The organism is Polaromonas eurypsychrophila (assembly GCF_014641715.1).
In the GTDB taxonomy this organism is placed as follows: Bacteria; Pseudomonadota; Gammaproteobacteria; order Burkholderiales; family Burkholderiaceae_C; genus Polaromonas; species Polaromonas eurypsychrophila.
Genome location: NZ_BMIG01000006.1, coordinates 199,522 through 226,017, shown reverse-complemented (window position 1 = coordinate 226,017; position 26,496 = coordinate 199,522). Strand labels below are relative to the sequence as shown.

At 58.2% G+C, this 26,496-nt stretch carries 29 protein-coding genes and 1 tRNA gene; 16 read left to right on the top strand and 14 right to left on the bottom strand.

The genetic code is table 11. The annotated features are described in order from the left end of the window. The first annotated feature begins 4 nt into the window (after nt 1-4). Together IEX16_RS10695 and IEX16_RS10690 are read left to right on the top strand one after the other, a co-directional pair. Nucleotides 5-1,693: an NAD+ synthase gene (locus IEX16_RS10695; protein WP_188708461.1), complete on the top strand. Its 1,689-nt coding sequence runs from the start codon at nt 5-7 to the stop codon at nt 1,691-1,693. 158 nt (nt 1,694-1,851) lie between these two features. Continuing rightward, nucleotides 1,852-2,190 carry a P-II family nitrogen regulator gene (locus tag IEX16_RS10690; RefSeq protein ID WP_096665314.1) on the top strand — a complete coding sequence of 113 codons (339 nt, stop codon included), beginning with the start codon at nt 1,852-1,854 and terminating at the stop codon, nt 2,188-2,190. A gap of 118 nt (nt 2,191-2,308) precedes the next feature. Here IEX16_RS10690 and IEX16_RS10685 read toward each other — a convergent pair whose 3' ends face one another. From IEX16_RS10685 to IEX16_RS10660, 6 genes are all read right to left on the bottom strand, one after another. After that, nucleotides 2,309-2,896: an LOG family protein gene (locus IEX16_RS10685; protein ID WP_188708460.1), complete on the bottom strand. Its 588-nt coding sequence runs from the start codon at nt 2,894-2,896 to the stop codon at nt 2,309-2,311. After that, nucleotides 2,893-3,327 carry a diacylglycerol kinase gene (locus tag IEX16_RS10680; protein WP_229676290.1) on the bottom strand — a complete coding sequence of 145 codons (435 nt, stop codon included), beginning with the start codon at nt 3,325-3,327 and terminating at the stop codon, nt 2,893-2,895. Before IEX16_RS10680 ends, IEX16_RS10685 begins: the two co-directional genes overlap by 4 nt. A gap of 60 nt (nt 3,328-3,387) precedes the next feature. Continuing rightward, entirely contained in the window at nt 3,388-3,909 is a 522-nt protein-coding gene (locus IEX16_RS10675) for an RDD family protein (RefSeq protein ID WP_268236612.1), read from the bottom strand. Between the two features lie 91 nt (nt 3,910-4,000). Further along, nucleotides 4,001-4,723 (bottom strand): DUF3106 domain-containing protein, encoded by a 723-nt coding sequence (locus tag IEX16_RS10670; protein ID WP_188708459.1) that lies wholly within the window; start codon nt 4,721-4,723, stop codon nt 4,001-4,003. 41 nt (nt 4,724-4,764) lie between these two features. Then, nucleotides 4,765-5,193, bottom strand: a complete 429-nt coding sequence (locus tag IEX16_RS10665) for a DUF3619 family protein (RefSeq protein WP_188708458.1) — start codon at nt 5,191-5,193, stop codon at nt 4,765-4,767. Beyond that, nucleotides 5,190-5,756 (bottom strand): RNA polymerase sigma factor, encoded by a 567-nt coding sequence (locus tag IEX16_RS10660; protein WP_188708511.1) that lies wholly within the window; start codon nt 5,754-5,756, stop codon nt 5,190-5,192. Before IEX16_RS10660 ends, IEX16_RS10665 begins: the two co-directional genes overlap by 4 nt. A 334-nt stretch (nt 5,757-6,090) precedes the next feature. Between IEX16_RS10660 and IEX16_RS10655 the strand changes: the two genes are divergently transcribed. The 7 genes from IEX16_RS10655 to pbpG all read left to right on the top strand — a co-directional run bounded on the left by IEX16_RS10655 (nt 6,091) and on the right by pbpG (nt 15,349). Further along, nucleotides 6,091-7,872 (top strand): acetolactate synthase 3 catalytic subunit, encoded by a 1,782-nt coding sequence (locus IEX16_RS10655; RefSeq protein WP_188708457.1) that lies wholly within the window; start codon nt 6,091-6,093, stop codon nt 7,870-7,872. A gap of 103 nt (nt 7,873-7,975) precedes the next feature. Continuing rightward, nucleotides 7,976-8,467: an acetolactate synthase small subunit gene (ilvN, locus tag IEX16_RS10650; RefSeq protein WP_188708456.1), complete on the top strand. Its 492-nt coding sequence runs from the start codon at nt 7,976-7,978 to the stop codon at nt 8,465-8,467. A gap of 138 nt (nt 8,468-8,605) precedes the next feature. Continuing rightward, nucleotides 8,606-9,622: a ketol-acid reductoisomerase gene (ilvC, locus tag IEX16_RS10645; protein ID WP_188708455.1), complete on the top strand. Its 1,017-nt coding sequence runs from the start codon at nt 8,606-8,608 to the stop codon at nt 9,620-9,622. 175 nt (nt 9,623-9,797) lie between these two features. After that, nucleotides 9,798-10,610 (top strand): CDP-diacylglycerol--serine O-phosphatidyltransferase, encoded by an 813-nt coding sequence (gene pssA / locus IEX16_RS10640; protein ID WP_188708454.1) that lies wholly within the window; start codon nt 9,798-9,800, stop codon nt 10,608-10,610. 208 nt (nt 10,611-10,818) lie between these two features. Further along, nucleotides 10,819-12,510 (top strand): 2-isopropylmalate synthase, encoded by a 1,692-nt coding sequence (leuA, locus tag IEX16_RS10635; RefSeq protein WP_188708453.1) that lies wholly within the window; start codon nt 10,819-10,821, stop codon nt 12,508-12,510. A gap of 45 nt (nt 12,511-12,555) precedes the next feature. Further along, nucleotides 12,556-14,094, top strand: a complete 1,539-nt coding sequence (locus tag IEX16_RS10630) for a 2-isopropylmalate synthase (protein ID WP_188708452.1) — start codon at nt 12,556-12,558, stop codon at nt 14,092-14,094. A gap of 193 nt (nt 14,095-14,287) precedes the next feature. Further along, nucleotides 14,288-15,349, top strand: a complete 1,062-nt coding sequence (gene pbpG, locus IEX16_RS10625) for a D-alanyl-D-alanine endopeptidase (RefSeq protein ID WP_188708451.1) — start codon at nt 14,288-14,290, stop codon at nt 15,347-15,349. A gap of 97 nt (nt 15,350-15,446) precedes the next feature. On the opposite strand, the gene IEX16_RS10620 is transcribed toward pbpG, so the two are convergent. The 3 genes from IEX16_RS10620 to aat all read right to left on the bottom strand — a co-directional run bounded on the left by IEX16_RS10620 (nt 15,447) and on the right by aat (nt 17,842). After that, nucleotides 15,447-16,238: an IclR family transcriptional regulator gene (locus tag IEX16_RS10620; RefSeq protein WP_188708450.1), complete on the bottom strand. Its 792-nt coding sequence runs from the start codon at nt 16,236-16,238 to the stop codon at nt 15,447-15,449. Between the two features lie 79 nt (nt 16,239-16,317). Then, a complete protein-coding gene (locus IEX16_RS10615; protein ID WP_188708449.1) occupies nt 16,318-17,073 on the bottom strand; it encodes an arginyltransferase in 756 nt (251 codons plus the stop codon). A 4-nt stretch (nt 17,074-17,077) separates the two neighbouring features. Further along, on the bottom strand, nt 17,078-17,842 hold the full coding sequence (aat, locus tag IEX16_RS10610) for a leucyl/phenylalanyl-tRNA--protein transferase (protein ID WP_188708448.1): 765 nt from the start codon (nt 17,840-17,842) through the stop codon (nt 17,078-17,080). A 187-nt stretch (nt 17,843-18,029) separates the two neighbouring features. On the opposite strand from aat, the gene IEX16_RS10605 reads away from it, so the two are divergent. Next, nucleotides 18,030-18,105, top strand: a tRNA-Asn gene (locus IEX16_RS10605). Here IEX16_RS10605 and IEX16_RS20370 read toward each other — a convergent pair. The 5 genes from IEX16_RS20370 to IEX16_RS10575 are packed head-to-tail and all read right to left on the bottom strand — an operon-like array spanning nt 18,064 to nt 21,516. Further along, complete coding sequence (locus tag IEX16_RS20370; RefSeq protein WP_373288320.1) at nt 18,064-19,680, bottom strand: recombinase family protein; 1,617 nt, start codon at nt 19,678-19,680, stop codon at nt 18,064-18,066. The two genes, IEX16_RS10605 and IEX16_RS20370, sit on opposite strands and share 42 nt — an antisense overlap. A 3-nt stretch (nt 19,681-19,683) precedes the next feature. After that, nucleotides 19,684-19,827 carry a hypothetical protein gene (locus tag IEX16_RS10590; RefSeq protein ID WP_188708447.1) on the bottom strand — a complete coding sequence of 48 codons (144 nt, stop codon included), beginning with the start codon at nt 19,825-19,827 and terminating at the stop codon, nt 19,684-19,686. Next, the gene (locus IEX16_RS10585; RefSeq protein WP_188708446.1) at nt 19,824-20,063 is read right to left on the bottom strand and encodes a hypothetical protein; all 240 of its coding nucleotides are present in this window, start codon (nt 20,061-20,063) and stop codon (nt 19,824-19,826) included. The genes IEX16_RS10590 and IEX16_RS10585 overlap by 4 nt, the downstream gene beginning before the upstream one ends. Further along, nucleotides 20,060-21,127 (bottom strand): hypothetical protein, encoded by a 1,068-nt coding sequence (locus tag IEX16_RS10580; RefSeq protein WP_188708445.1) that lies wholly within the window; start codon nt 21,125-21,127, stop codon nt 20,060-20,062. The genes IEX16_RS10585 and IEX16_RS10580 overlap by 4 nt, the downstream gene beginning before the upstream one ends. Next, complete coding sequence (locus tag IEX16_RS10575) at nt 21,124-21,516, bottom strand: hypothetical protein (protein WP_188708444.1); 393 nt, start codon at nt 21,514-21,516, stop codon at nt 21,124-21,126. The genes IEX16_RS10580 and IEX16_RS10575 overlap by 4 nt, the downstream gene beginning before the upstream one ends. A 545-nt stretch (nt 21,517-22,061) precedes the next feature. On the opposite strand from IEX16_RS10575, the gene IEX16_RS10565 reads away from it, so the two are divergent. The 6 genes from IEX16_RS10565 (at nt 22,062) to thiD (ending at nt 26,484) form a co-directional block, all read left to right on the top strand. After that, nucleotides 22,062-22,529 carry a type II toxin-antitoxin system HicB family antitoxin gene (locus IEX16_RS10565; protein ID WP_188708442.1) on the top strand — a complete coding sequence of 156 codons (468 nt, stop codon included), beginning with the start codon at nt 22,062-22,064 and terminating at the stop codon, nt 22,527-22,529. Then, nucleotides 22,526-23,017 carry a hypothetical protein gene (locus tag IEX16_RS10560; protein WP_188708441.1) on the top strand — a complete coding sequence of 164 codons (492 nt, stop codon included), beginning with the start codon at nt 22,526-22,528 and terminating at the stop codon, nt 23,015-23,017. The genes IEX16_RS10565 and IEX16_RS10560 overlap by 4 nt, the downstream gene beginning before the upstream one ends. A gap of 23 nt (nt 23,018-23,040) precedes the next feature. Continuing rightward, nucleotides 23,041-23,322, top strand: a complete 282-nt coding sequence (locus IEX16_RS10555; RefSeq protein WP_188708440.1) for a hypothetical protein — start codon at nt 23,041-23,043, stop codon at nt 23,320-23,322. A gap of 674 nt (nt 23,323-23,996) precedes the next feature. Then, on the top strand, nt 23,997-24,953 hold the full coding sequence (locus tag IEX16_RS10550; protein WP_229676288.1) for a PQQ-dependent sugar dehydrogenase: 957 nt from the start codon (nt 23,997-23,999) through the stop codon (nt 24,951-24,953). Continuing rightward, the gene (locus IEX16_RS10545) at nt 24,940-25,545 is read left to right on the top strand and encodes a c-type cytochrome (protein ID WP_229676287.1); all 606 of its coding nucleotides are present in this window, start codon (nt 24,940-24,942) and stop codon (nt 25,543-25,545) included. The genes IEX16_RS10550 and IEX16_RS10545 overlap by 14 nt, the downstream gene beginning before the upstream one ends. 93 nt (nt 25,546-25,638) lie before the next feature. Next, a complete protein-coding gene (gene thiD, locus IEX16_RS10540) occupies nt 25,639-26,484 on the top strand; it encodes a bifunctional hydroxymethylpyrimidine kinase/phosphomethylpyrimidine kinase (RefSeq protein WP_188708438.1) in 846 nt (281 codons plus the stop codon). The last annotated feature ends 12 nt before the right edge of the window (nt 26,485-26,496 follow it).

Below are 26,496 nucleotides of genomic sequence, written 5' to 3'. Positions count from 1 at the left end.
TTTCATGACTCTCAAAATCTGCGTTGCCCAATTGAACTACTGCGTTGGTGATATGACAGGCAACGCGCAAAAAATCATTGACGCGGCACGCACCGCTTATGCCGAGGGGGTCAGACTGCTGCTCACGCCCGAGATGGCGATTTGCGGTTACGCCGCCGAAGACCTGTTTTTGCGCCGCTCCTTCATCGAAGCATGTGATGATGCCGTGATTCGGGTTGCCCGTGAGCTGGCCGGGTTAAAGGGCCTGACCGTGGTGGTGGGCACACCCACCCATGGGGACAGCGACAAGGGCCTGCGCACCAAAAGCGTCGAGGTGCAGCAGCGCCACAACGCCGCGCGCGTATTGCGCGAGGGTGCGGTCATCGCCAGCTACGCCAAGCGTGAGCTGCCGAATTACCAGGTGTTCGACGAGCGACGTTACTTCACCCCGGGGCAGGGCGTGTGTGTGTTTGAGGCTGGTGAAGGCGCCGACGCGGTCCGCATTGGGTTGCTGATCTGTGAAGACGCCTGGTTCGATGAACCTGCGCGGCTGGCCAAAGAGGCCGGTGCGGAGATGCTGGCCGTCATCAATGCCTCGCCCTTTCATGTGGGCAAGGGTGGTGAGCGTGAGCTCATGATGCGCGAGCGCGTGCTGGCCACTGGCTTGCCCATGGTGTATGCGCATCTGGTGGGCGGGCAGGATGAGATTGTTTTCGAAGGCCGGTCCTTTGCCTTGCAGGCCGACGGCACGCTCGCTGGACGGGCCGAAAGTTGCAGGGAAGATCTGTTTGTAGCCCATGCGCAGCATGCGCAGGCAGCTATCAAATTAGTAGCGGATGTCGCGCCGGAACGTAGCGCCGAGGCTGATCTGTGGGATGCGCTGGTGCTGGGCGTGCGCGACTACCTCGGCAAAAACGGCTTCCCCGGCGCGATTCTCGGGCTGTCTGGCGGCATCGACTCGGCGCTGGTGCTAGCGATTGCGGTGGATGCCCTGGGCGCCGACAAGGTGCGCACGGTGATGATGCCTTCGCCCTACACCGCCGATATTTCGTGGATAGACGCACGCGAAATGGCGGCGCGGCTCAAGGTTCGGTACGACGAGATTTCGATTGTTCCGGAGTTTGAAGCCTTCAAGGCCTCGCTGGCTGACGAGTTCAAGGGCCTGCCCGAAGACACCACCGAAGAAAACATCCAGGCGCGGATTCGGGGCGTGTTCCTGATGGCGCTGTCCAACAAGTTTGGCGCCATCGTGCTGACCACCGGCAACAAAAGCGAGATGGCGACCGGCTACTGCACCTTGTATGGGGACATGGCGGGCGGTTTTGCCGTCATCAAGGATTTGCTCAAGACCACGGTGTTCCGGCTGGCCGAGTGGCGCAACCAGAACGACCCCTATGGCACGGGCAGCAAGCCGATTCCAGAGCGCATCATCACGCGGCCACCGAGCGCAGAGCTGCGTGCCGACCAGACGGATCAGGACAGCCTGCCACCTTACGAGATGCTGGACGCGATCTTGCAGCGCTACATGGAAAACGACGAGAGCATCGAGAGCATCGTCGCCGCTGGCTTCGACCGCGCGGTGGTCGAGCGCGTGACCCGTTTGATCAGGATCAACGAGTACAAACGCCGCCAGGCACCGGTCGGCATCCGGGTTAGCCACCGCAGCTTCGGCAAGGATTGGCGCTATCCTATTACCAGTAAATTCCGCGCTTAGGATATGCCCCCACGCTTGTCGCTTCGCGTACTGCGCTGCCCCCCGTGGAGGCCGCTGCGCCTGCGGACTGGCGGAGCCAGATCCGCGGCCCCTGCTGGGTTTAAGAGATGTTGCGCCTCGTGCTTTTATGACAATTTAAAAACCAACGGAGATATTCAGTGAAACAAATTACCGCCGTCCTCAAACCGTTCAAGCTCGAAGAAGTCCGCGAAGCCTTGGCCGAATGCGGCGTGACCGGCCTGACGGTGACCGAAGTCAAGGGTTTTGGCCGCCAGAAGGGGCATACCGAGCTTTACCGCGGCGCTGAATACGTGGTCGACTTTTTACCCAAGGTCAAGGTCGAGGTGGTGGTGAAGACCGAAGACGTGGACCGCTGCGTGGACGCCATCGTGCGGGCCGCCCGCACCGGCAAGATCGGCGACGGCAAGATTTTCATCACCAGTGTCGAGCGTGTGGTGCGTATACGCACCGGGGAAGAAGACGAAGCTGCAGTTTGAGCCCCCCCGCTTTTCACTTCGTGTAATACGCTGCCCCCCGAGGGGGCGCTGCGCCTGCCGGCCGGCGAAGCCGGCTCGCGGCCCCGGCTGGAAAAGAATCCTGAACCGAGGCGATGCGTTAAATCTGGTCCAGCCGCTGGCCTTCGGGCGCCATGCCGGCGACTTGAACCAGCTGTTGAAGCAGAGCTTCTGGCTCGGTGCCGACATGGATCAGCTCCATCTGCCAGTCGCTCATGAAGCCGCTTTTGACCGATGAGGCCAGAAAAGTCAGCAGTTCGGTGTAGTACCCGTTCAGGTTGAGCAGGCCCACCGGCTTGGCGTGGTAGCCGAGCTGGCGCCAGGTCCAGACCTCGAAAAATTCTTCCAGCGTGCCTATGCCGCCGGGCAGCGACAAAAAGGCGTCGGCGTGTTCGGCCATGAGGCGTTTGCGCTCGTGCATGGTGTCGACAATGTGCAGTTCGGTGCAGCCGGTGTGCGCCCATTCTTTTTCCACCAGCGCTTTTGGGATGACGCCGATCACGCGCCCGCCGGCCGCCAACGTGGCATCGGCCACGATGCCCATCAGGCCGTTGCGCCCGCCGCCGTAAACCAGTTGCCCATCATGGCCGCCTATCCATGTGCCGACCGCGTGCGCGGTGTCGGCAAAGACCGGCTCTGCGCCGGGGCGCGAGCCGCAATACACGCAGATTGAAAAAGCGGGGGTCATGCAACAAGCCGGTGGAACAGCGCCAGCGCCCAGGTTCCGGCGCACAGCAGCAAGCTCAGCAGCACGGCTGCGCTGCCCATGTCCTTGGCGCGTTTGGACAAATCGTGCCACTCGGGGCCGATGCGGTCGATCGCGGTTTCGATACCTGTGTTGAGCAGCTCAATGATCATCACCAGGATGACCGAACCGGCCAGCAGCACGGTCTCGACCCAGCTTCGGCCCAGCCAGAACGCGGCTGGCAGCAACACCAGCGAGGCAACAGCCTCCTGGCGGAAAGCGGTTTCGTGCCAGCCGGCGTGCAGGCCAGCCACCGAATAACCCAGCGCATGCCAGACGCGGCTCAGGCCCTTGCGATCTTTCTGGGGGTTGACGGGGGAGGCCGGTGCGGGAGGAGCGGCATCGGGAACGCGGAAGGAAGCAGAATCGGGCATCCGGCGATTGTGACCCGGCTCTGTGGCAGTTTGATGTGAAGCCTGCATGCGGGGCCCGCCTCAGGCCGCTTTGGGCGCTTTGCCAGCCGGCAGACTGGTGACCAGCCGGGTGCCTGCGATGGCGTCGTGCCAGAACTGCCGGTCTGGATGAAAACGCGCAAGAATCGCCCAGATCGGCACCCAGCCCAGAGCCAGCACAGCGGCCTCCCGGCCAGGCAGACCCAAAGCCCAACTGACGGCCAGCGGCGGCAAGAACCATAACCAGCTCAACACATACCGCAGCAAGGCACGGGGTTGGGTAATGGGTGCTCCATGCCTGTCCACCACACGGATGTTCCAGGTTTTCATGGCCAGGGTCTGGCCTTTGGCCCAGAACCAGACAAAGTAGATGCCGAAAATAACGAATAAAAACGCCTGCAGTGCGTGGCGGTTATCCAGCGCATTGCGCGTCTGGCTGAGCGTGCCGAACAGGTAACCGGCGATGAAGACCACGCCGAACATCAGCAGGCCTTCGTACATCCAGCAGGCCATGCGCCTGCGCAGCGACGGTGTAACAGCTTGGGGGGCGGAATTGACTATCAATTTTGTAGCGGCCAGGTGAGGGCGGATAAGGGCTACAGCACGAATTTGCCCTAAAAATTAGGCGCGCCGCGCGGCGCGCGGCCCTTCAAGCCTACTGGGGCTGGGCCGGCGTGCCGTTCGGGCCGGCTGGTGTGGCGGCGGGCGCCAGACCGGGCGGGGTGTCAATCGACTGCGAAACTGCAATTTTAGGCGCAGCTTTGGCTTTGGCCTGATCTGCCGCCGAAGGAATGGTGGCCAGCTTCTGCTTGGCGACGGGTTTGGAGGCCGGCGCAGCACCAGCCGGCTTGGCCGGCGCCTTGTCGGCCAGTTTTTGTTTTTCCTCGGAGCTGAGCGACTGGTAAGCCTCCCACTTGGCTTTTTTCTCTTCAGCCGTCAGCTCTTTGGACAGTTCCTTGGTTTTTGCAAAATTCAGCCGGGCCTCGATACGTTGCTGGGGGCTGAGCGCCACCCATTCCTTCATGCGGCCCTGCATTTTGGTCTGCTCGTCAGCCGGAAGAGAGCCATAGCTGCGAGCCATTTCCAGCCATTTGCGCTTGTGACTCTGGCTCAGGGAGGGCCAGGCCGAGGCCAGAGGCTGGAGAATATCGCGCTGCGCCGGGCTCAGTTCGGTCCAGCCGGGTCCGGTAAAAGCCTGGGCGACTATGGTTTTGGCCGGGGCCGCAGCTGGTACAGGTGCGGGCGTGACAGTCTGGGCAGTGGCGGCCATCGCCGAGAGGGTCACCAAAAGCAGTAGAGCCCACCGGCCAGCCAGCCTCGCAAGCTCCTTGCCAGGCAGGCAAAACCCGTCGTCAGCTAGGAAGGTAGGCGCAGTCATGGATAAGGTGTTGACGGTTTCAGCCGTGGCAAACGGCAGGCTTAAAGCGTTGTTTTGAGAAATTGCACAAAACCGGGGTCAGAAAAAGCATCCGGCGGCAGTTCGTCGGTCAGCAGGGCCGAGTCCACCTCGGCCAGTTCTTGCACCAGCTTGTCGGTTTGCAGCGAGCTGATGGCCAGCAGGCCCACCACCAGTGCGATCAGCGGCAGGATGGAGCCGATCCGGCTCCACAGGCTGAAACCTTCGTCCGAGCCCCAGGTCAGGGTGGAACCCATGCTGGCCGTGGCGCTGACGGGGGCAGTCTGTACCTTGGCAATCTTGCGAGCTGCGACGGCCTGAGCGCGCGCGGCGCGCAGGCGTTCCGAGATGTCGTAAGGCAGGTCGGCGGTGCCGGCAGACAGGTAGGAGGCGGTTTTCAGGCCGTAGCGGTCCTGCAGGATGTCGGTGTGGTTTTGCGGTGAGCGGTTCATAGTTTGATTCCCCTGGCGGCCAAAGCTTTACTGAGTGCATGGACGGCTCGCGAACAATGCGTTTTAACGCTACCTTCGGAGCAACCCATGGCAGCAGCCGTTTCAGCCACGTCCATTTCCTCCCAGTAACGCATGAGAAAGGCTTCCCGTTGACGGCCGGGCAGCTCCTTGATTTCCAATTCGATTTCTCGCAAGATTTGAGCCCGTTCCGTGGCGTCCTGGGCGCTTTCAGTTCCCTCTGAGTTGGTTGAGGACTCCAAAGTTTCAAGCAAATCGAAATCTCCGTCGTCACCGGCCGATTCGAAGTCGCTCATGTTGGAAAACAGCGCGTTGCGGGTCTTGCGGCGCCGGAACCAGTCCAGCGTGGTGTTGGACAGGATGCGCTGGAACAGCATGGGCAGCTCGGCGGCAGGCTTGTCGCCATAGTGGTGCGCCAGCTTCATCATGCTGTCCTGAACAATGTCCAGCGCCGCCTCGTCATCCCGAACGTGGTAAACGCTGCGCTTGAAAGCTCGTTTTTCAACGCTTTTCAGGAAGTCGGAAAGTTCTTGTTCGGTTGCCAACGGTTGATTTCCGGTTTGTCCCGGCGCTGTCCTTGTTTTTACTTGTTGCCGGCCGCTCTGGGTTGCGGCCGGCCCGACAGGCCTTGTGCCAGTGACACTCACCGGCAGCAAAATTATCGCATCAAGCACCACTTGGCCGGACTTTATTGCGGCTTGCTTCTGCGCACCAGCCCGTGCCCTATAATCCCGCTTGCAATTCAAACAGCAAACGGGTCATGATCCGGCGGTTTATGTTTCCGCCCATGGTTTTGGCCTCAAGTCTTGACGCTACTCCACAAGAGTCAGTGAAGAGGCACCCAAGGTATTTCGTTAGAGAAATTCACAAAGGTTCATCATGGAAATCACAAAGGCCGAACTCGCTTCGGCAGCGGCGGCAGCATCTGCCCCTACACATTCGCAAGAACTCCGCGGCGCGGAAATCCTCATCAAGGCCCTGCAGGCCGAGGGCGTCAAACACGTCTGGGGTTATCCCGGCGGCGCTGTGTTGCACATCTACGACGCTTTCTACAAGCAGGAAACGATTCAGCACGTCTTGGTGCGCCACGAGCAGGCCGCGGTGCATGCCGCCGACGGTTATGCGCGTGCAACGGGTGAGGTCGGCGTGGCCCTGGTCACCTCCGGCCCCGGCGTGACCAATGCGGTCACCGGCATCGCCACGGCCTACATGGACAGTATTCCGATGGTGATCATCACCGGCCAGGTGCCCACGCACGCGATTGGTCTGGACGCCTTCCAGGAGTGCGACACCGTCGGCATCACCCGCCCCATCGTCAAGCACAACTTTCTGGTCAAGGACGTGCGGCAGATGGCCGAAACCTTGAAAAAGGCTTTCCACATCGCCCGCAGCGGCCGGCCCGGCCCGGTGGTGGTGGACATTCCCAAGGATGTGTCCTTCAACAAGACGATGTATGCCGGTTATCCGCAAACCGTCGAAATGCGTTCCTACAACCCGGTGCGCAAGGGCCACGGCGGGCAGATCCGCAAGGCCTTGCAGTTGCTGATGACGGCCAAGCGGCCTTACATCTATACCGGCGGCGGCGTGTTGTTGAGCAACGCCTCGCAGGAGCTGCGTACGCTGGTGGACATGCTGGGCTATCCCTGCACCAACACGCTGATGGGCCTGGGCGCCTATCCGGCCAGCGACAAAAAGTTTCTTGGCATGCTGGGCATGCACGGGACCCTGGAAGCCAACAACGCGATGCAGAACTGCGACGTGTTGCTGGCCGTCGGCGCACGGTTTGACGACCGCGTGATCGGCAACCCGAAACACTTCGCGCAGAACGAACGCAAGATCATCCACATCGACATTGACCCGTCCAGCATCTCCAAACGCGTCAAGGTGGACATCCCCATCGTTGGTGACGTGAAAGACGTACTGACAGAACTGATCGCCATGATCCGTGAGTCGGGTCTGAAGCCCGACGGCGATGCTTTGGGCTGCTGGTGGGAAACCATTGAAGGCTGGCGCAAGCGCGACTGCATGAAATACAGCCTGGGCAAGGGCGATGTGATCAAACCGCAATACGTGGTCGAGACGCTCTGGAATATGACCAAGGACGCCGATACCTACATCACGTCTGATGTGGGACAGCACCAGATGTGGGCGGCGCAGTACTACAAGTTCGACGAGCCACGACGCTGGATCAACTCGGGTGGCCTGGGCACCATGGGCGTCGGCATTCCCTATGCCATGGGCATCAAGCTGGCCAAGCCCGACAGCGAGGTCTATTGCATCACCGGCGAAGGTTCTGTGCAGATGTGCATCCAGGAACTGTCAACCTGCCTGCAGTACAACACGCCGATCAAGATCGTTTCGCTGAACAACCGCTACCTCGGCATGGTGCGCCAGTGGCAGGAAATTGATTACGAGGGCCGCTACAGCAGCAGCTACATGGACGCGCTGCCCAATTTCGTCAAACTGGCAGAGGCCTATGGGCACGTCGGCATGCTGATCGAAAAACCGCAGGACGTCGAACCCGCCCTGCGCGAGGCGCGCAAGCTTAAGGACCGCACCGTGTTCATGGACTTCCGCACCGACCCCACCGAGAACGTGTTCCCGATGGTCAAGGCCGGCAAGGGCATCACCGAAATGCTGCTCGGGTCCGAGGACCTGTAAGCGGCGCACACCATTTTTTCACCCGTCTTCTGACGAATCTATTGTTTGCCGAGCCTGTGCATTACCGTGCACAGGGGAGGGCAGCGAAAAGAGGAATCTTCTTATGAAACACATCATTGCAGTTTTGCTGGAAAACGAGCCGGGCGCCCTGTCCCGCGTGGTGGGCCTGTTCTCTGCGCGCGGCTACAACATCGAAAGCCTGACGGTGGCGCCGACTGAGGATGCCAGCCTGTCGCGCATGACCATCCAGACCACCGGATCGGATGACGTGATCGAGCAGATCACCAAACACCTGAACCGGCTCATTGAAGTCGTCAAGGTGGTGGACCTAACCGAAGGCGCTTATACCGAGCGCGAATTGATGATGGTCAAGGTTCGCGCCGTCGGCAAGGAGCGCGAAGAAATGAAACGCATGGCTGATATATTTCGCGGCCGGATCATTGACGTGACCGAGAAGAGCTACACGATCGAGTTGACTGGCGATCAGTCCAAAAACGATGCGTTTCTGGAAGCGATAGACCGTACGGCGATTCTGGAAACGGTGCGCACCGGCTCCAGCGGCATAGGCCGCGGTGAAAGAATTTTGAGAGTCTGATTTTTACCTGTCCGTTCGCGCGTTTTCGACAGGCGGGGTGCGAACGGACGAGAAGCGGCGATGTGTGTTTACCGTTCGCCCTGAGCCTGTCGAAGGGCATTTTCGCCAGAACCATCAACGACACCTACGGAGAGAGAAATGAAAGTTTATTACGACAAAGATTGCGACCTGAGCCTGATCAAGGGCAAGACTGTTGCCATCATCGGTTACGGTAGCCAGGGTCATGCCCACGCACAGAACCTGAACGAGAGCGGCGTCAAGGTCGTGGTCGGCCTGCGCAAGGGTGGCGCATCGTGGCCCAAGGTCGAGAAAGCCGGCCTGAAGGTCGCTGAAGTCGCTGATGCCGTCAAATCGGCCGACGTCGTGATGATTCTGCTGCCTGACGAACAAATCGGCTCGGTTTATGCCAACGACGTGGCTCCCAACATCAAGCAGGGCGCTTCGCTGGTGTTTGCCCACGGCTTCAACGTGCACTATGGTGCCGTGGTTCCGCGTGCCGACCTGGATGTCTGGATGGTGGCGCCTAAAGCCCCTGGCCACACGGTGCGCAACACGTACACCCAGGGCGGCGGCGTGCCTCACCTGGTGGCGGTACACCAGGACAAGAGCGGCAAGGCCCGTGATCTGGCCCTGAGCTATGCCATGGCCAACGGTGGTGGCAAGGCCGGCATCATTGAAACCAACTTCCGCGAAGAAACCGAGACCGACCTGTTCGGCGAGCAGGCCGTTTTGTGCGGTGGCACGGTCGAGCTGATCAAGGCCGGTTTTGAGACGCTGGTGGAAGCCGGTTACGCCCCTGAAATGGCCTATTTCGAGTGCCTGCACGAGCTTAAGCTGATCGTCGACCTCATCTATGAAGGCGGCATTGCCAACATGAACTACTCGATCTCCAACAATGCTGAATACGGCGAATACGTGACAGGCCCGAACATCGTGACCTCGGCCACGAAAGAGGCAATGCGCAAATGTCTGAAAGACATCCAGACTGGCGAATATGCCAAGAGTTTCCTGCTCGAAAATCGCGCAGGTGCACCAACGCTGCTGAGCCGCCGCCGCCTGAACGCCGAGCACCAGATTGAAATCGTGGGCGAAAAACTCCGCGCCATGATGCCCTGGATCGCGAAGAACAAGCTGGTTGATCAGACCCGCAACTGATGAAGCTGCCAGGCCTCACCAGTCCTGGCCAGGTTCAGCTTTAAGCCGCGCAGAACACCTGCGCGGCTTTTTCCATTTCTGCGGACTACCGTTTGGTATCCTCTGTGCATGACTGAATCACTCTATGCGCCGCACATTGGGCGCGCCACTTTCCCCCCCACCCGGAGCAGCTTCCATGCATGACGGCCACGACCCTGACATCGACGTCGAAGAAGTTGTTCCGCGCAAGCGGCGCAAGGGCATCTACATCCTGCCCAACCTGTTCACGTTGGCAGGTTTGTTTGGTGGGTTTTACGCGATTGTGATGGCCATGAACGGCCGGTTCGACCAGGCCGCGATTGGCGTGTTCTCGGCCATGGTGCTGGACAGCCTGGATGGTCGCGTAGCACGCATGACCAACACCCAGAGTGCTTTTGGCGAGCAGATGGACTCCCTGGCCGACATGGTGTCATTTGGCGCGGCGCCTGCCCTGATTGCTTATGTTTGGGCGCTAACCGGGCTGGGTCGCTGGGGCTGGATTGCCGCTTTTGTGTATTGCGCCTGTGCTGCGCTCAGACTCGCACGTTTCAATGTCAACACGGCGGTCGTCGATAAACGGTTTTTCCAGGGCTTGCCTTCGCCGGCTGCTGCAGCGCTGGTGGCCGGGTTCATCTGGCTGATGGACGAAGCAGGTGTCCAGGGCGAGGATGTGCGTTGGTACATGTTTGCCCTGACGCTTTATGCTGGCCTGACCATGGTCACGAATGTGCCTTTTTACAGCTTTAAGGATCTGAGCATCAAGCGCAGTGTCCCTTTTGCCGTGATTGTGTTGATTGCTCTGGGCATAGCGGTGATCAACATTGACCCGCCTACGGTGATGTTTGCGCTCTTCATTGCCTACGGTTTATCAGGCTACGTGCTGTATGTGTGGCGCAAGGCCAAGGGTTTACAGACCAGCGTGATTTCGACCTCGACTGATGAACCCGATGAACGCGGCCTGCACAAATAAACCTGTCATCTCCGGAAGCCCGTACCTGAAAATTTTGTGATACATTGCAATCTATGAACAAGATTTCGCTAGCGCTGCTGCTATCTGCCAACGGGCGGAGACGGTAGAGCGCACGCGTTCACCCAATTCAACGGCCCGTTTGCACCAGCAACGGGCCGTTTTTCTTTGGGTTGCTGGGTTTGAAATGTCACAGTGGATGAGAACCAACATGTTGAAAACACCTTCAAGCAAATACAAGTCCTTTCCCCCGGTTCGCCTGGCCGACCGCAGCTGGCCGGATGTGGTGCTGACTCAAGCGCCGATCTGGTGCAGTGTGGACCTGCGTGACGGTAACCAGGCGCTGATCGAACCCATGGACATCCCGCGCAAGCTCAGGATGTTCGACACCCTGGTGAAGATCGGTTTCAAGGAAATCGAGGTGGGTTTTCCTTCGGCGTCGCAGGTTGAGTTCGATTTTTTGCGCAGATTGATTGATGGAAACCTGATCCCGGCAGATGTCACCATTCAGGTGTTGACCCAGGCCCGCGAGCCACTGATCCGGCGCACGTTTGAAGCACTGCAGGGCGCGCCGCGCGCCATCGTGCATCTTTACAACGCGACCGCGCCGGTCATGCGCCGCGTCGTGCTGGGCATGAACGAGGACGAAATTGTCAAGCTGGCGACCGACAATGCGAGGCTGTTCAGTGAACTGGCCGCAGCGCAGCCGAATACTCGGTGGACCTTCCAGTATTCACCTGAGATGTGGTCTGGCACCGAACTTGAATTTTCCAAACGGGTGGTCGATGCCGTCACCGAGGTCTGGCAGCCTACGCCAGCGCGCAAGTGCATCATCAACCTGCCATCGACTGTAGAACATTCGACGCCCAACATTTTTGCCGACATGATGGAATGGATGCACCGTCATCTGGCGCGGCGCGACGCGATAGTGTTGTCGGTGCATCCGCACAACGACCGCGGCACCGGTACGGCCGCTGGCGAATTTGCGTTGATGGCGGGGGCCGACCGCATCGAAGGCTGCCTGTTCGGCAACGGCGAGCGTACTGGCAATGTCGATCTCGTCAACATCGCGCTCAACCTCTACACGCAAGGCGTTTCACCGGGTCTCGATTTCTCGGAAATCGACGAGATCCGCCGTACCGTCGAGCATTGCAACCAGTTGCCGGTGCCTCCACGCCATCCTTATGCCGGTGACCTGGTCTACACCTCGTTTTCGGGCTCGCATCAGGACGCGATCAAGAAGGCCTTCGCTGCACGCAAGGAGGGCGACATCTGGGACATGCCTTACCTGCCAATTGATCCGAAGGACCTGGGCCGCAGCTACGAGGCGGTGATTCGCGTGAACAGCCAGTCGGGCAAGGGCGGCATTGCTTACCTGCTCGAAAGCGAGTTTGGGCTGGAGTTGCCGCGCCGCCTACAGATCGAGTTCAGTCAGGTGGTGCAAGGCGTGATGGACGCGACCGGCAAGGAGTTGACGGCGCAGGATTTGTTTGCGTTGTTTGAAACAGAATATGGTGTGCAGAGTGTTCCGGCGCCGCAGCACCTGGTGATTGAGGAAGTGGTTAACGCCGGTACCAAATCCTTCAACATCCGGGCCGATGTGCAGGTGCACGGTATTCGCCACCAGGTGGACGGCACGGGCACGGGGCCGATTGACGCTTTTGTGGCCGGACTCAACAATGCCACCGGTCACGCCGTGCGTGTCCTCGATTACCACGAACATGCCATCGGGTCGGGCGCCGCCGCGCAGGCCGTGGCTTATCTGGAGCTGCGCGTCAACGGCCAGACGCTGTTCGGTGTCGGCATGGACGGCAACATCGTTTCGGCGTCGTTGAAAGCCATTGTTTCTGGCCTGCAGCGCACCCGGACTTCCGAGGCAGTCGCCGTTAACATAGCGGACTGATTCGAATCTCAACGACGTATAGCGAGCACGCAGCAGGAGCCAGCCATGACCGACAAACTGATTATTTTCGACACCACCTTGCGCGACGGCGAACAGTCACCGGGCGCGTCCATGACGCGCGACGAGAAGCTGCGTATCGCGCGCCAGCTCGAACGTCTGAAGGTCGATGTGATTGAGGCCGGGTTCGCAGCGAGCTCCAACGGGGATTTTGAGGCGGTGCAGGCGATTGCCAATGCGATCAAGGACTCGACCATCTGCTCGCTGTCGCGCGCCAATGACCGCGACATATCTCGCGCTGCCGAGGCACTCAAGGGCGCCAACCGCGGGCGCATCCACACCTTCATCGCCACCAGTGCGCTGCACATGGAAAAAAAGCTGCGCATGAGCCCGGAGCAGGTGCTGGAGCAGGCCAAGCAGTCGGTGCGGTTTGCGCGCAACCTGGTGGCCGATGTCGAGTTCAGCCCGGAAGACGGCTACCGCAGCGACATGGACTTTCTGTGCCGCGTGCTGGAAGCCGTGATCAATGAGGGAGCGACCACCATCAATGTGCCCGACACCGTTGGGTATGCAGTGCCCGAGCTGTACGGAAACTTCATCAAAACCCTGCGTGAACGTGTGCCCAACAGTGACAAGGTCATCTGGTCGGTGCACTGTCACAATGACCTCGGCATGGCCGTGGCCAATTCGCTGGCCGGTGTCAAAATCGGCGGCGCGCGCCAGGTTGAATGCACCATTAACGGTCTGGGCGAACGGGCCGGCAATTGCTCACTCGAGGAAATTGTCATGGCCGTGAAAACGCGCCGCGATTATTTCCAGCTTGACATGAACATTGACCCGCTGCACATCGTGGCCGCCAGCCGCATGGTCAGCCAAACCACCGGTTTTGTGGTTCAGCCGAACAAGGCCGTGGTTGGCGCCAACGCCTTTGCGCATGCGTCCGGCATTCACCAGGACGGCATGCTCAAGGCGCGTGAAACCTACGAAATCATGCGTGCGGAAGACGTGGGCTGGAGCTCCAACAAGATAGTGCTGGGCAAACTCAGCGGACGCAACGCCTTCAAGCAGCGCCTGCTTGATCTCGGCATCCAGATGGACAGCGAGGCTGACACGAATGCGGCGTTTGCGCGTTTCAAGGAACTGGCGGACGGTAAAAGCGAAATTTTTGACGAAGACATCCTGGCGTTGGTCAGCGACGAAAGCGTCACGCACGAAAAAGAGCAATACGGCTTTGTCTCGCTGTCACAGCACAGCGAAACCGGTGAGCGCCCGCAGGCCAGCGTGGTGTTCACCGTGGACGGCAAGGAAGTCAGGGGCGAATCCGACGGCAATGGCCCGGTCGATGCTTCGCTCAAGGCCATCGAAACGCACGTCAAAAGCGGCGCCGAGATGGTGCTGTATTCGGTCAATGCGATCAGCGGTTCCACCGAAAGCCAGGGCGAGGTGACGGTTCGGCTGCAAAATAGCGGTCGGGTTGTCAATGGTGTGGGTGCCGATCCGGACATCGTGGTGGCCTCGGCCAAGGCTTATTTGAGTGCGCTGAGCAAATTGCACAGCAAAGCTGACCGGGTGGCAGCGCAGGGCTAAACCGTGCAGATTACAAAATCCTTATAAATCAATAACTTAGTAATTTTTTGTGGTTTTACATCGGCGCCAAAACAGAACTTGGGATTGAGTTAAACGTTGTGATTAGGAAAGTAACGCAAACGATTGATATTGCGTGACTTTTTCTATTTGGATACACTCCAGCATCGCATTAATTGCAACTGGAGGCGAACCAATGGTCAATACGCTGGACTTGATATTCAAACGCAGCTTACAACTCGTTGGACTTCTTACTTTTTCGGTCGCGTTGATTTTTCCGGTTGCTTCGGAAGCGGCTCCCGCCAAACGCCAGGTAATAAAAAAATCCCAGGCGACAAAGACGGTTTCCAAAAACGTCGTCTCCAGCCGCAAGAGCGTTCGCTTTGTAACCAAAGCCCCGCGTAAGCCCATCATCGTCGCACTACCTGCCAGGCCTTCGTTTGGGCAGATCGCCGGCCTGCACAGCGCGCAGGATCCGCTGGACCTGAAGTCCAGTGTGGCGCTGGTGATTGATCAGGATACGCATGAAGTTTTGTTCAGCAAGAACGACCAGGCCGTGTTGCCGATTGCGTCTTTGACCAAGTTGATGACCGGCATGATCATTAGCGGTGCCCAGTTGCCGATGGATGAAAGCATCACCATCACGCAAGACGACGTGGACACGGAAAAAGGCAGCAGCTCACGCCTGCGCGTCGGTTCCAGCCTGACCCGTGGCGAACTGCTGCATCTGGCTTTGATGTCCAGCGAAAACCGCGCTGCGCATGCGCTGGGCCGCACTTACCCCGGTGGCATGCCTTCGTTTGTCAATCTGATGAACGCCAAGGCCAAACTGCTGGGCATGAAGGGCACCCGTTATGTCGAGCCCACCGGCCTGTCCAGCCAGAACCAGTCCAGCGCGCAGGACCTTGCCACATTGGTCAATGCCGCGCACGCCGACCCGGTGTTGCGAGAACTCTCTACCTCCACCGGTTACCAGGTGGCACTGGGCCGGCAGACGCTTCAGTACAACAACACCAACCGGTTGGTCAAAAACCCCGACTGGGACATCGGCCTGCAAAAGACCGGCTACATCTCGGAAGCAGGTCAGTGTCTGGTGATGCAGACAAAAATTGCAGGCCGCAAGCTGATCATGGTGTTTCTGGATTCGGCCGGCAAACTCAGCCGCCTCGGTGATGCCGAACGTGTTCGCCGCTGGGTCGAATCGCAGCCGGTCAATGTGCCGAAAATCAGCGCAGCCGCCAGACCCAGCGCTGGCTGAAGCAGCGCAAAACCTGTTTTTCAGCTTCTCCGACCAGCGATCCTGCTATCTTATTGATAGCTTATGCCGCTTGCTGAAAAAGGGCCAGACCTCTTTTTTACTTGAAATTTTCGGATCTGTAGCCGAGCGCTGCAGAAATTTCATGTGCGGTTGCCTCAAGCTTTTGCAACCAGCTTTCGTCCAGCCTGTCCGCAGGGGCCGAGATCGAAAGGCCCGCCACCAGTTTGCTCTGGTCGTCGTAAATACCGGCAGCCATGCAGCGCACCCCGAGTTCCAGTTCCTCATTGTCGCGGGCAATGCCGTATTGGCGAGCTTTTGACAGTTCGCGCTCCAGCGTGGGTAGCTGGGTGATGCTGTTTTTTGTCTGGCCCGGCAAGCCGGTGCGGGTGGCATAGGTTCGCAGGCGCTGCGGATCATCAAAGGCCAGGAACAGCTTGCCCACAGAGGTCAGGTGCAGCGGCGCGCGCCCGCCAATCGCCCGCACCACTTGCATGCCCGAGCGTTCGCTGTAGGCGCGCTCCACATAAATGATTTCATCACCTTGGCGCACGCTCAGGTTCACCGGTTGCTGGATCAGGCGATGCAGCTCGCGCATCGGCGTCAGGGCAGCATCACGCACGCTGAGCCGTGCTTTCACGAGGTTGCCGAGTTCGAGCAGTCGCATGCCCAACCGGTAGCTGCCGGCGACAGGTCTGTCCACAAAGCGGCCGGTCGCCAGATCGTTCAGGATGCGGTGCGCCGTGGACGGATGCAGTCCCGATTTTTCGCTGATTTCCTTGAGCGAGACTGCTTCCTCACGCGTCGACAGAATCTCCAGCAAGGTGAACATGCGTTCTATCACCTGAACTGTAGGTTTGGCGGGCTGAGCGGAGGGGTCGGATTTTTTCATAGGAGGCCAGGGCCAAATTTTACCCTGTGAAATGCGAGTTAACTGCCAAAGCGCAGCGTGCTTTGCGCTGCGAACGGTTTCAGCCAGCGCTGCGCTCGGCAGGGGCTGTAACCCATTCTCCATCGACCAGAATCTGGTTCGGCAAAAACCGGGCCTTGTAGTTCATCTTCGGACTCTGGGCGATCCAGTAACCGAGGTAAACATGGGGCAGCCCCAACTGCCGGGCCTGTTCAATCTGCCAAAGCACGCTGTAGTTGCCGTAGCTGGCCTGGGCATCGGGCTCGTAAAAGGTGTACACAGCAGAAACGCCGTCTTCGAGTACGTCCAGAATCGACACCATTTTCAACGCGCCCGCCTCCCCACTGGGCAAGGTCTCACGGAATTCCACCAAGCGCGAGTTGACGCGACTTTGCAGCAGAAACTGGGTGTACTGGTCCACGCTGTCGTGGTCCATGCCGCCGCCGGAGTGGCGGCCGTTCTGGTAGCGCAGGTAGAGCTGGTAGTGCTCGGGCATGAAACACAGTTTGAGCACACGCGACAGAAGCAGTTGGTGGCGCTTCCAGGCACGACGCTGGCTACGGTCGGGCGTAAAGCTGGCGACGGGAACACGCAAGGGCACACAGGCCTGGCAGCCATCGCAATAGGGGCGGTAGGTGAACATGCCGCTGCGGCGAAAGCCGTTGGTGACAAGTTCCGAATAGGCTGCGTTGTGAATCAGGTGGCTGGGTGTGGCAACCTGAGAGCGTGCCTGCCGGCCGGGCAGGTAGCTGCAGGGGTAAGGCGCTGTGGCATAAAACTGCAGCGCCTGAAGGGGCAGGTCTTTGAGATGCGTCACGTAGTCAGGTAGTTCTGAATTCGAGCGTCAATAACTGATTCCAGTATAGGGGCTCAAATTCCCAACTTGGTGGCGTCTGTGTCGCGCTGCTTGCCACCTGCGCGACAAATTGCGCACGCGGAATTTCCGCCGCGCCCAGCGAAGCCAGGTGCCGGGTATTCTGCTGACAGTCGATCATGGTGAGGCCTTGAGCCCGGCAAAATGCCACCAGAGCCGCCAGCGCGAGTTTGGATGCATCGGTACGGTGCGCAAACATGGACTCGCCAAACACCATACCGCCGATGTTCACGCAGTACAGCCCCCCGGCGAGTTCGCCGTCTATCCAGGTTTCAACGCTGTGTGCATGGCCCGCCCCGTGAAGCGCGATGTAGGCCTGCACCATGTCCGGAACAATCCAGGTGCCTGCCTGTCCCGCGCGCGGTGTGTTGGCGCAGGCGCCTATCACCTGGGCAAACGCCGTATCGAAGCGTATGTCGTGTCCGGGCGTTTCACGGAAGTGGCCGATGCTTTTGCGAAGCGAGCGATGCAGCCTGAAATCCTTTGTGCGCAGCACCATGCGTGGGTCAGGGCTCCACCACAAAACAGGCTGTCCAACGCCAAACCACGGAAAAATGCCGAGAGCGTAGGCTTGCAGCAAGGTCGGCACATTAAGAGTTCGTCCCGCCGCCAGCAAGCCCGGCGCCGGATCGCTCTCGCCCCAGGCCGTATCAACCAGGGGGAAGGCGTCGTTGGCATCAAGCCAGGGCAGGGTATGGGGAGACTTGCGCATCGCAGGCAAATAAAAATAGGAGCTTGGAGCCAGCCTGTCGATTCACTCCCGCGATGTGTGCACGCAGAGTAGAGACGCAGCCTGCGGGAATGGTACTCCACGCGGCCATTCGCGTGCACTGCCAGTGCTCGCGATGCTTGTCGGGGGGAGAAGCGCAAATATTTAAGGCTATAATGTTAGGCTGTATTCCTCAATAGCTCAGTTGGTAGAGCGCCGGACTGTTAATCCGTAGGTCCCTGGTTCGAGCCCAGGTTGAGGAGCCAATTAGGTTCCGATCTGGGCACTCTTGTAGTGCCCATTTCTTTTTGTGCCGCAGCAGCCAGCAAAACCGCCTTTTTGCCGCGCATCACGATCCGCTTTCCATCGAACCGGATTTCGCTCACGAACTCGCGCAGATAGCGCTTTGAGAACCCTGCCGTTCGATCCAGCACCCGAGCCCGCAAAGCTGTGCCGAACGTGTCCAACTGCCGGGCTGACAGCATAGTCACCGGAAGCTCCTTCATGCGGTTGGTGCCCGCGACCTCAATCAATAGGGCTTCACGCCTTGCCTTGAGCTTTTGAGCCCGTCCCTTGAGCGTGTCATCCATTGGCAGTAGGCCTTTCTCCACGGCCTCATAAAGCCGGTTGGTGGCGGTTTCCAGCTCGACCAGCTCCTTTTTCAGGGTGCGCAGCGTTTCATCTTGTCCTGAAGCGGCCTGTTTCAGGTGTTGCTTCATCTCCTGCAGCATTGCCCGCAGGCGTTCTGGAGTCAGTACCTTGTCCGCAAACGCAGCCAGGACAAGATCGTCCATCTTCTGCATCGGCACGGCCGGGGTACAGCAAGCGCCAGCGCCCCGACCGATGCGGGTATTGCACTTGTAATACTGGTACCGCCCGCCTTTGCCCGTGGCAGTCGTCATACCCGCGCCGCAGTTATCGCAGCGCAGCAGGCCAGTGAGCAGCGTCGGTGTGCTGACCACCCGGGCAGGCGTGACAGCCGGCGATCTGTCGTGACGCCTCTGGGCCACCGCCAAAAATACCTGCTTATCAATAATGGGGTCGATGGACACGCGCACCCACTCTTCCTCGGGCTTGATCTGCTGCGCCTGCATATCCTTTTTGTTGAAAACGTAGTCGCCCATGTAGGCCGCGTCACCGAGCAGCTGCTGCACCCTGTTTCGCGTCCATTTGGCACCCCTGCGCTTTACCCCGTGTTCGTCCAAGTTCGCAGCAATCTGCAAGCACCCCATCTCGCAGCCGTTCAAGCCGCTGTAGTAGAGCTCGAAAATTCGCCGCACCGTGGGCGCTTCGGCCTCATCAATCACCAGCCGCTTTTTCTTGCCCTTGGCCGCTGGCAAATCCAGTTCTTCGGTCTTGTAGCCAAAGGGCGGTTTGGAGCCATTAAAGAAGCCTTGCCGAGCGTTCTCTTTCAAGGCCCGCAGCGTGTGCTTGCCGGTTTCCTTACTCTGATACTCATCGAACATGCTGAAAATCTTGCGTGCCATCTCCCCGCCCGCATCGTCGCTGGTCTGCTGGGTGATCGAAATGAGCTTGACGCCAGACTTTTTGAGCTGGCGTTCATAGAGCGCAAATTGCAGCGAGTCCCGAAAGAAACGCGACAGGCTGTGCACGATGATCGCCTCATAGGGTGAAGGCTTGAGGGTGGAGTCCGAGATCATCTGCTGGAACTCTGGCCGCCGGTCATCGGTGGCAGAGGCTCCGGGCTCGACGTACTCCTTGGCGACGGAATACCCGTTGCGCTTTGACCAGTCCCGCATCTGTCGCAATTGGTCAGGGATGGATAAATCCTTGTCCGCCTGCTTGGTGGTGGATACCCGGGCATATAGCGCAACAGCCATTTTTTACTCCTTGTCGTCTTGCAGCCAAAGAACATCTTTGACCAGCTCGGGCAGCAGTTCCTGCACCAGTTTCAGTTCAGCAGGCAGCAAAGGCAAGTTTGCTTGCAGATCGCAATCGACGATCAGTTCGGATTGTGGTTTTTTCAATCATGGGGCACCTCCTTTCCTGCATGTATCGGCCTGCCCAATTCCGCTCCTTTTCGCTTTTGATCTTCGGCCACGATCCGCGCCAATTCCGTTTCCAGTCCATTACGGCCAAACTCATCCAAGAACAGTCGCCGGAAGGCCCGGAACTGTGATTCCGACAGTGAAGCTTCAGCCACCAGCAGCGCCCGGTTCTTGCGAGCGTTGACAGCTTCCAGCAGGTGATCGAGCAACATCACGACGCAAGCCTCAATTGATCCATGCGCTTTTGCACATCCCCGCGCCAGGTCAAAGCGTTGTGCACTTTGTCCAGCAAGGGAATCAGCCGGTCAATGGTTTGGACTTGCGAGAGCATGGGCCGGCCTTCTTTCAAGCACTCAATCGCTGCAATTTTCTTGAGGTAGCCTTCCATGCTGATCGCCATGCGTAGGAGGATTTCGTCCAGCGCCATCCGGGGATCAATCTCCCGGTACACGCCTTGAGCGGGCAGGGTGTTGATGTGTTCGCCCAGCATGGTCCAGAGGGGATGTACGGGCCAGCGTGAGCGGTTGGCGTCCTCGGTCTTGACCCGCAGGCTAGTGTGTTCGCTGATGAGGTAGCGCAGCACGTCGCCGTAGCCGTCAAACAGGTCCTGAAAGGTACGCAGGCCAAAGCGTTTCAAGGTTTCCTTGCGAATCTGCCACTCCACGCGCCAGACGTTTTCTGTTTGTTCTTGCCAAAAGAGATAAAACCAGTATTTGCCGCTGGCCTCTTTGATTTCGTCGGACTTGTTGTAGACCCGCAGGACGATTTCATCCCGCCCGAAGGTGAAGGTCTGCACCTTGCCATTTTTTCGATGCTGGCTGTCTTTCTCGGCGGTGGTGACGAAGTTGTCCTCATCAAAGTCAATCTGCGGCAGCAAGAAGTCAAACGCGAAATCGCACCGAGAGAGTCCTTCCGGCCTGAGCGCCTGCAAGCCCAGCGACTCAGCCCAAGCCAGGAATCGTTCATGTAAAAACTTGGCCCCCTTGCACCACAGCGCAAAGCTGCTGTAACGCACGAAGAAGCTGGGATTGTTGAATTCTCCAAACTGGATGGTGCAATCCTGATTGGAAATGACGAAGGGGTAGCCAGACTTGGTGCCGTTCGGCGACAGCAAAAACTCCATGCCTCCCAGTTCCAGCACAGCCGCCTCAGGCTGTTTGGATTCACGCATGTACTCACGCTGAAGCCGCAGAGCAGCGAAGTCCAGCTTGCACCCACTACCGGCATGCAGGTAATACGCGCACTCGACGGTATCGAGACCAGAGGCGAGAAGGTTCATTTTCCTTCTGCCGTGACAGAGTAATTTGCGGCAAACAGGAGGCTAGGGTTCTCATTACCCAGTTCAGTCTCAATAGCCGCGTAATGTTTGTTTGCCGCTTGATGGAATTGGAGAATTTGTCCCGCCATTGCGAACATTTCCTCGTCAGTTTCTGGATGTTTGTGCCCCATCGGAACGCCTGCATGACACTCAAGATTTTTCTCAACTTCGGCAAGAGCAGCGGTAAGCAAATCGCCCACAAGTTGAGTGCGTGAGCGCGTTGGATAAAGCTCCTCCAAGGCAGCGAGTTTTGCAGCTACGTGAACCGGTAAGCGGAAGGAATACTGCTTGGCTGTGAGGCGCGAGTTGTCCGGCGCAGACCATACTGTGACGAGATCGGATGCTTTCATGGAGACTCCTGAAGTTCTCCTGAATGTCTCAAATATTTAGTTAAACGTCAAATGACATTTATTCGACAGTTGTAAAAAGGCTGCATCCGGGGGCGGTGCGCCCACGGGGCACCTCCGCCCCGGTCGCAGCCTATCCCACAATTGAATGAGGGGAATTGGTAACAAACCTCGTACTATGTGTGTTTTGTATTTATAGCCCCCCGTGTTACTTGAACGGGGGCAACCCGAGGGTATCCCCCACGGGGAAAAGCAACTAAAAATAGTTGCATAATTGCCATATCGAAGGTTTACTACGTGAGTCGAAAAGAAAAATTACTCGAGCGCTTGCGAAGCAAGAGTGCTGACTTCACATGGAATGAAGCTGTAACTTTGATGAAGTACTCCGGGTTTGATTTGATTAATGGCGATGGGGCTAGTCGCAAATTCGTGCACAAGGAAGCAAAAGTGAAGGTTTTCATCCACAAGCCTCACCCAGGAAATGTTGTCAAAGCGTATGCGCAAGAGGACCTACTGCAAGGGCTACGAAACGCAGGAGTGATTAAATAGTGAGTAAATTTTTAGAGTACAAGGGCTATCTAGGTTCTGTCGAGGTCGATCTGGACGAATTGTTTGTGTTCGGAAGATTGATGTTTATTAGGGATGTCGTTAGCTATCGCGCCGATGTTCTCGGAAACATTGGAACGGCGTTTGAAGAAGCTGTTGATGACTACCTAACCACATGTCAGCAACTTGGGGACGCGCCAGAACTGCCGTGTAAGGGTACTTTCAACGTTAGAGTTGGTCCTAGCCTTCATCAAAGAGTGGCAATTGACTGCTCTACCGAAGAAATTAGTCTCAACGAGTGGGTCAAGCAGGCATGTGAGTTAAAGCTTGCATGTAGCGATTCAGCATCCACCGATAGTTCAACAATGAGACCGGGTACGTTGCTAGAGGTGAAGTTCGAGGAAGAGCAGGTGTTCGAATTTGGAGGTAATTTAGATTGGCAGACGCAAAACAACCGCCGCACTCATTGAACTATAAGATCAAAAATTTAGCGACTTTGAAGGCTGCTTGTGAGAGATTTACTCCGTTCGGCGAAGCGGCTAGTGGGGTATTTCGTAATACTGGTAAGTTGGAAGTGACTCAGCCACCCGGCAAATCAAATGAGCTAGAGATCAAATTTCAAAGAACAGTGACTGGCCAGCCCAAGGGGCAAGAAAATGGACAGGTGGCGTTCATTGCTAGCTGTCAAGTTAGTTGCTTGATAATTTTTGATGAAGCGCAAAGCAACGATTTGCCAGAACCGCTTTTGAGGGAGCTGACGGCCCCGTTATTCTTTGTTGCTGCCGAGAGATGTCGTCACTTGGTATCAAGCATGGGATATCCCAGTCCAGTTGTCAACGCGATGCCCTTACTCGAAGTGTCTAAGCCAGATTCTCAACCGGCAGCACGAGTCAGTACTATTAATCGCCCCGCCAAAAGTGCTCTGGCTAGTAAGTCGCGTACTAAAGCCAAGGCATAAGGTTTCCATTAGGTTGTCCAGTTATGCCAAAGATCTACCGCGCAGTTTCACATGTGAACGGCTATGAGGCGATGCCACAGTACGAGATAAGAGGTACCAAGATCTACCGCACAGTTTCACATGTGGATGGCTATGAGGCGATGCCACAGTACCAGATAAGGGATACCAAGATCTACCGCACAGTTTCACATGTGGACGGCTATGAGGCGATGCCACAGTACCAGATAAGGGATACCAAGATCTACCGCACAGTTTCACATGTGGACGGCTATGAGGCGATGCCACAGTACGTAATTAAGGGTTAACTTGGATTATCGAGCGCTCTTTTAGTTGATCGACATCACTACACTCCAGTTCTCAGCATGGCCCGGATAGGGGAGCCACCGAATCAAGGGCTTGCACACATCGTGCAGGCCTTTTGTTTTTGTAGGCCTGGTCGGCGAGTTGTTCGTTGCTCTCGCCGGACTGGCGCGTGCGTCCCACAAACTTTCCAGCTTGCGATGTTACGGGAACGCCGTTTCCGGACTGTTCGGTATTTGTGCGCAATGCCCATCGTCATGGTCCGCCGCTTGGAGGAAAAGACCTTTCCGCTGGCTGCTATGGTCGATAGGTGGAAACCCTCTGCAGCTCCTTTGAGAGCGAAAGTTAGCATGCAAATCTTCGCCCCAATAATTCAATCAAAGGGAGATCTTCCATGACAAGAAACCGGACATTCTGGAGTTCACTGATTGCGATCGGTGTTTTGTCAGGCTGCGCGCAGACGCCGCCTCCTCCTGCTTCAACTCCCGCGGCCCCTCCCGCAGCCGCTGCGCCCGCGTGGCAACAGGGTCGGACGGCCGATATGGCCAGCTCCAAGCTTGCCCCGCATGCGGGAAAATTGACCGCGACTCCGGCGGCTGACATTCCCGTGCAGAATCTGAAATTGCCAGCGGGCTTTAAAGCAGAGATCTGGTCGCATGGCACCCCTGGAGGGCGGGCCATGGCCCGCGGTGAAAGCGGAAAAATCTACGTAGGCACCCGAGGGCTGGGCCGTGTCTACGAAATTTCCGATAACGGCAGGGAGCGCACGAGTCGCGTGGTGGTGGACAAGCTGAATCAGCCAGCGGTCGCTATGCACAATGGCTCACTTTATGTCATGGCGATCGACAAGGTGTTGCGCTATGACGGGATCGAGAGCAATCCGAACGTCCAGCCGGTCGACTTGACGGCCAAGTTCAACTTGCCGCCCGAGCAGCACCACAACTGGAAGTACATTCGTTTCGGTCCTGATAACAAGCTGTATGTTCCGTTTGGCGCGCCCTGCAATATCTGCCTGTTGCCGGCGGAAGGCTACGCGCAACTGCGGCGTTATAACGCGGATGGGTCCAACATGGAGGTGGTTGCCCGTGGCATACGGAACACGCAGGGCTTCGACTGGCATCCGGTCACCAAGGAACTCTGGTTCAGCGACCATGGACGGGACTGGATGGGTGACGACTCCCCTGAGGACGAACTCAACCGCATCACGCGGGTCGGGCAGAACTTCGGCTTTCCCTATTGCCATGCCAACGGCGTAGCTGACAAGGACATCAAGAAGGACAAGCCCTGCGAAGGCGTCACCTTGCCGGTGCAAACCCTGGGCGGCCACACCGCCGCCATGGGCGTGCATTTCTACACGGGCAACATGTTCCCCGCCGATTACAAAAACGCGATGTTTGTCGCCCGCAAGGGATCATGGAATCGCACCAAGAAAAGCGGCTATGACGTGCTTATGGTGCGTACCGACGCCAATGGGCAGAACCCCCAGGTCACTCCTTTTGTCACTGGTTTCCTCGACGACAAGACCGATGCATTCTGGGGCCGTCCGGTGTACATGCTGCAACTGCCTGATGGCTCCCTGCTGCTGTCTGACGAGCAGTTGGGCGCGATCTACCGCATCACCTATGCCCGGTCCTGAAACCGGCAAACTCCCGCGGGCATGCAGGGCACTGGCAGCAGTCGCCCTGCTTTTTTTTCTGGGTCAGCCCCAAGCCCAGGTGCTGCAACCCAACGCCGCGCAATTGACCCTGTGCATGGCTTGCCACGGTCCCCAGGGCAACTCACAGATTCCCCTGACGCCCTCACTGGCGGGTCAACCCAAGGTGTTCATTGAAAACCAGCTCGTGCTGATCCGGGAAGGCTTGCGGGATATTCCGCAGATGAAGGGGCTTCTCGATGGCGTGAAAGACCCCGAAATCGTCGGGCTGGCCACCTATTTTTCAGCGCAGACGCCAGCCAAGGTGTCGGGGTCCGCTAATAGCGCAACGTATCAGCGTGGTCTGCAGACATCCCAGCGGATGCTGTGCGGCACCTGTCATTTGCCTGATTACTCCGGACGTGAACAGATTCCCAGATTGGCGGGCCAGCAGGAAGCATTTCTGCTGTATGCCATGAAACAATTCCGCGACCATCCCGGCCTCGGGCGCGACACCATCATGGCTGCCTCGCTGTACGGACTCAAAGATGCCGACCTGGTGGATATGGCGCATTTCTTGACGTACTTTAAATAGACGGCTCATCGGGCGTCGGAGGGCCTTCGCAGGTGCTGTCCGATAATCGGATTCTTTCCCACGAGATCCGGGCGACCGGATGGCAACTGCCTCATGAGCAACGACCTTTTTGTATTTGAATACCCGCGCGTGTTGTCGATTGCCGGCTCCGACAGCGGCGGTGGTGCGGGCATCCAGGCCGATCTAAAAACCTTTGCCGCGCTCGGTTGTTACGGCATGACGGCGATCACCGCGTTGACCGCCCAAAATACCCAGGGGGTGCGCGCCATTCACGGTGTCCCACCGGACATCCTGCGCCACCAGATTGACGCGGTGATCGAAGACATCGGTGTCGATGCCGTCAAAATCGGTATGCTACATGCGCCCGAGATTGTGCTGGCGGTGGCCGAGGCGATAGACCGCCATGCACTCCGGAAAATTGTTCTCGATCCTGTCATGGTGGCCACCAGCGGCGCGGTACTGATCGACAACCCGGCCATAGCAGTGCTGGAGCGCGAACTGTTTCCGCGCGCTGTGCTGGTAACGCCCAACCTCGATGAGGCTGCTTTGCTCGTAGGCCGGCCCTTGCGCAATGCGCAGGACATGGAGCGCGCGGCGAACGAATTGCTGGCCCGCGGAGCCCATGCGGTGCTGCTCAAAGGGGGCCATTTGCCGGGCGATACGGTGATCGATTTGCTGGTCACGGCTCAAGGTGGCAAACACTGGATGCAGGCGCCGCGTATCCAGAGTCCCAACACCCATGGAACCGGCTGTACCCTGTCGTCGGCGATTGCAGCTGGACTGGCGCTGGGCCAGCCCTTGCTTGAAGCTGTCGAGATGGCACGGGCCTATGTGCGCGCGGCCATGCTGGCCGGAGCGCAGGTGAAAACCGGCGCAGGCGGCGGCCCGCTCAACCACGGCCACGCACCTGTGCCGATGCGGCTCAAACCGTTGGTTTAAAGGCGGATCGCG

What these genes read in the sequence shown, in the direction of transcription:
- IEX16_RS10695 (WP_188708461.1), top strand. Translation starts at nt 5, where the DNA reads ATGACTCTCAAAATCTGCGTTGCCCAATTGAACTACTGCGTTGGTGAT.
- IEX16_RS10685 (WP_188708460.1), bottom strand. Translation starts at nt 2,896, where the DNA reads ATGACCCCCGCTTTTTCAATCTGCGTGTATTGCGGCTCGCGCCCCGGC.
- IEX16_RS10680 (WP_229676290.1), bottom strand. Translation starts at nt 3,327, where the DNA reads ATGCCCGATTCTGCTTCCTTCCGCGTTCCCGATGCCGCTCCTCCCGCA.
- IEX16_RS10670 (WP_188708459.1), bottom strand. Translation starts at nt 4,723, where the DNA reads ATGACTGCGCCTACCTTCCTAGCTGACGACGGGTTTTGCCTGCCTGGC.
- IEX16_RS10665 (WP_188708458.1), bottom strand. Translation starts at nt 5,193, where the DNA reads ATGAACCGCTCACCGCAAAACCACACCGACATCCTGCAGGACCGCTAC.
- IEX16_RS10655 (WP_188708457.1), top strand. Translation starts at nt 6,091, where the DNA reads ATGGAAATCACAAAGGCCGAACTCGCTTCGGCAGCGGCGGCAGCATCT.
- ilvN (WP_188708456.1), top strand. Translation starts at nt 7,976, where the DNA reads ATGAAACACATCATTGCAGTTTTGCTGGAAAACGAGCCGGGCGCCCTG.
- ilvC (WP_188708455.1), top strand. Translation starts at nt 8,606, where the DNA reads ATGAAAGTTTATTACGACAAAGATTGCGACCTGAGCCTGATCAAGGGC.
- pssA (WP_188708454.1), top strand. Translation starts at nt 9,798, where the DNA reads ATGCATGACGGCCACGACCCTGACATCGACGTCGAAGAAGTTGTTCCG.
- leuA (WP_188708453.1), top strand. Translation starts at nt 10,819, where the DNA reads ATGTTGAAAACACCTTCAAGCAAATACAAGTCCTTTCCCCCGGTTCGC.
- IEX16_RS10630 (WP_188708452.1), top strand. Translation starts at nt 12,556, where the DNA reads ATGACCGACAAACTGATTATTTTCGACACCACCTTGCGCGACGGCGAA.
- pbpG (WP_188708451.1), top strand. Translation starts at nt 14,288, where the DNA reads ATGGTCAATACGCTGGACTTGATATTCAAACGCAGCTTACAACTCGTT.
- IEX16_RS10620 (WP_188708450.1), bottom strand. Translation starts at nt 16,238, where the DNA reads ATGAAAAAATCCGACCCCTCCGCTCAGCCCGCCAAACCTACAGTTCAG.
- aat (WP_188708448.1), bottom strand. Translation starts at nt 17,842, where the DNA reads ATGCGCAAGTCTCCCCATACCCTGCCCTGGCTTGATGCCAACGACGCC.
- IEX16_RS20370 (WP_373288320.1), bottom strand. Translation starts at nt 19,680, where the DNA reads ATGGCTGTTGCGCTATATGCCCGGGTATCCACCACCAAGCAGGCGGAC.
- IEX16_RS10580 (WP_188708445.1), bottom strand. Translation starts at nt 21,127, where the DNA reads ATGAACCTTCTCGCCTCTGGTCTCGATACCGTCGAGTGCGCGTATTAC.
- IEX16_RS10575 (WP_188708444.1), bottom strand. Translation starts at nt 21,516, where the DNA reads ATGAAAGCATCCGATCTCGTCACAGTATGGTCTGCGCCGGACAACTCG.
- IEX16_RS10555 (WP_188708440.1), top strand. Translation starts at nt 23,041, where the DNA reads ATGCCAAAGATCTACCGCGCAGTTTCACATGTGAACGGCTATGAGGCG.
- IEX16_RS10550 (WP_229676288.1), top strand. Translation starts at nt 23,997, where the DNA reads ATGGCCCGCGGTGAAAGCGGAAAAATCTACGTAGGCACCCGAGGGCTG.
- IEX16_RS10545 (WP_229676287.1), top strand. Translation starts at nt 24,940, where the DNA reads ATGCCCGGTCCTGAAACCGGCAAACTCCCGCGGGCATGCAGGGCACTG.
- thiD (WP_188708438.1), top strand. Translation starts at nt 25,639, where the DNA reads ATGAGCAACGACCTTTTTGTATTTGAATACCCGCGCGTGTTGTCGATT.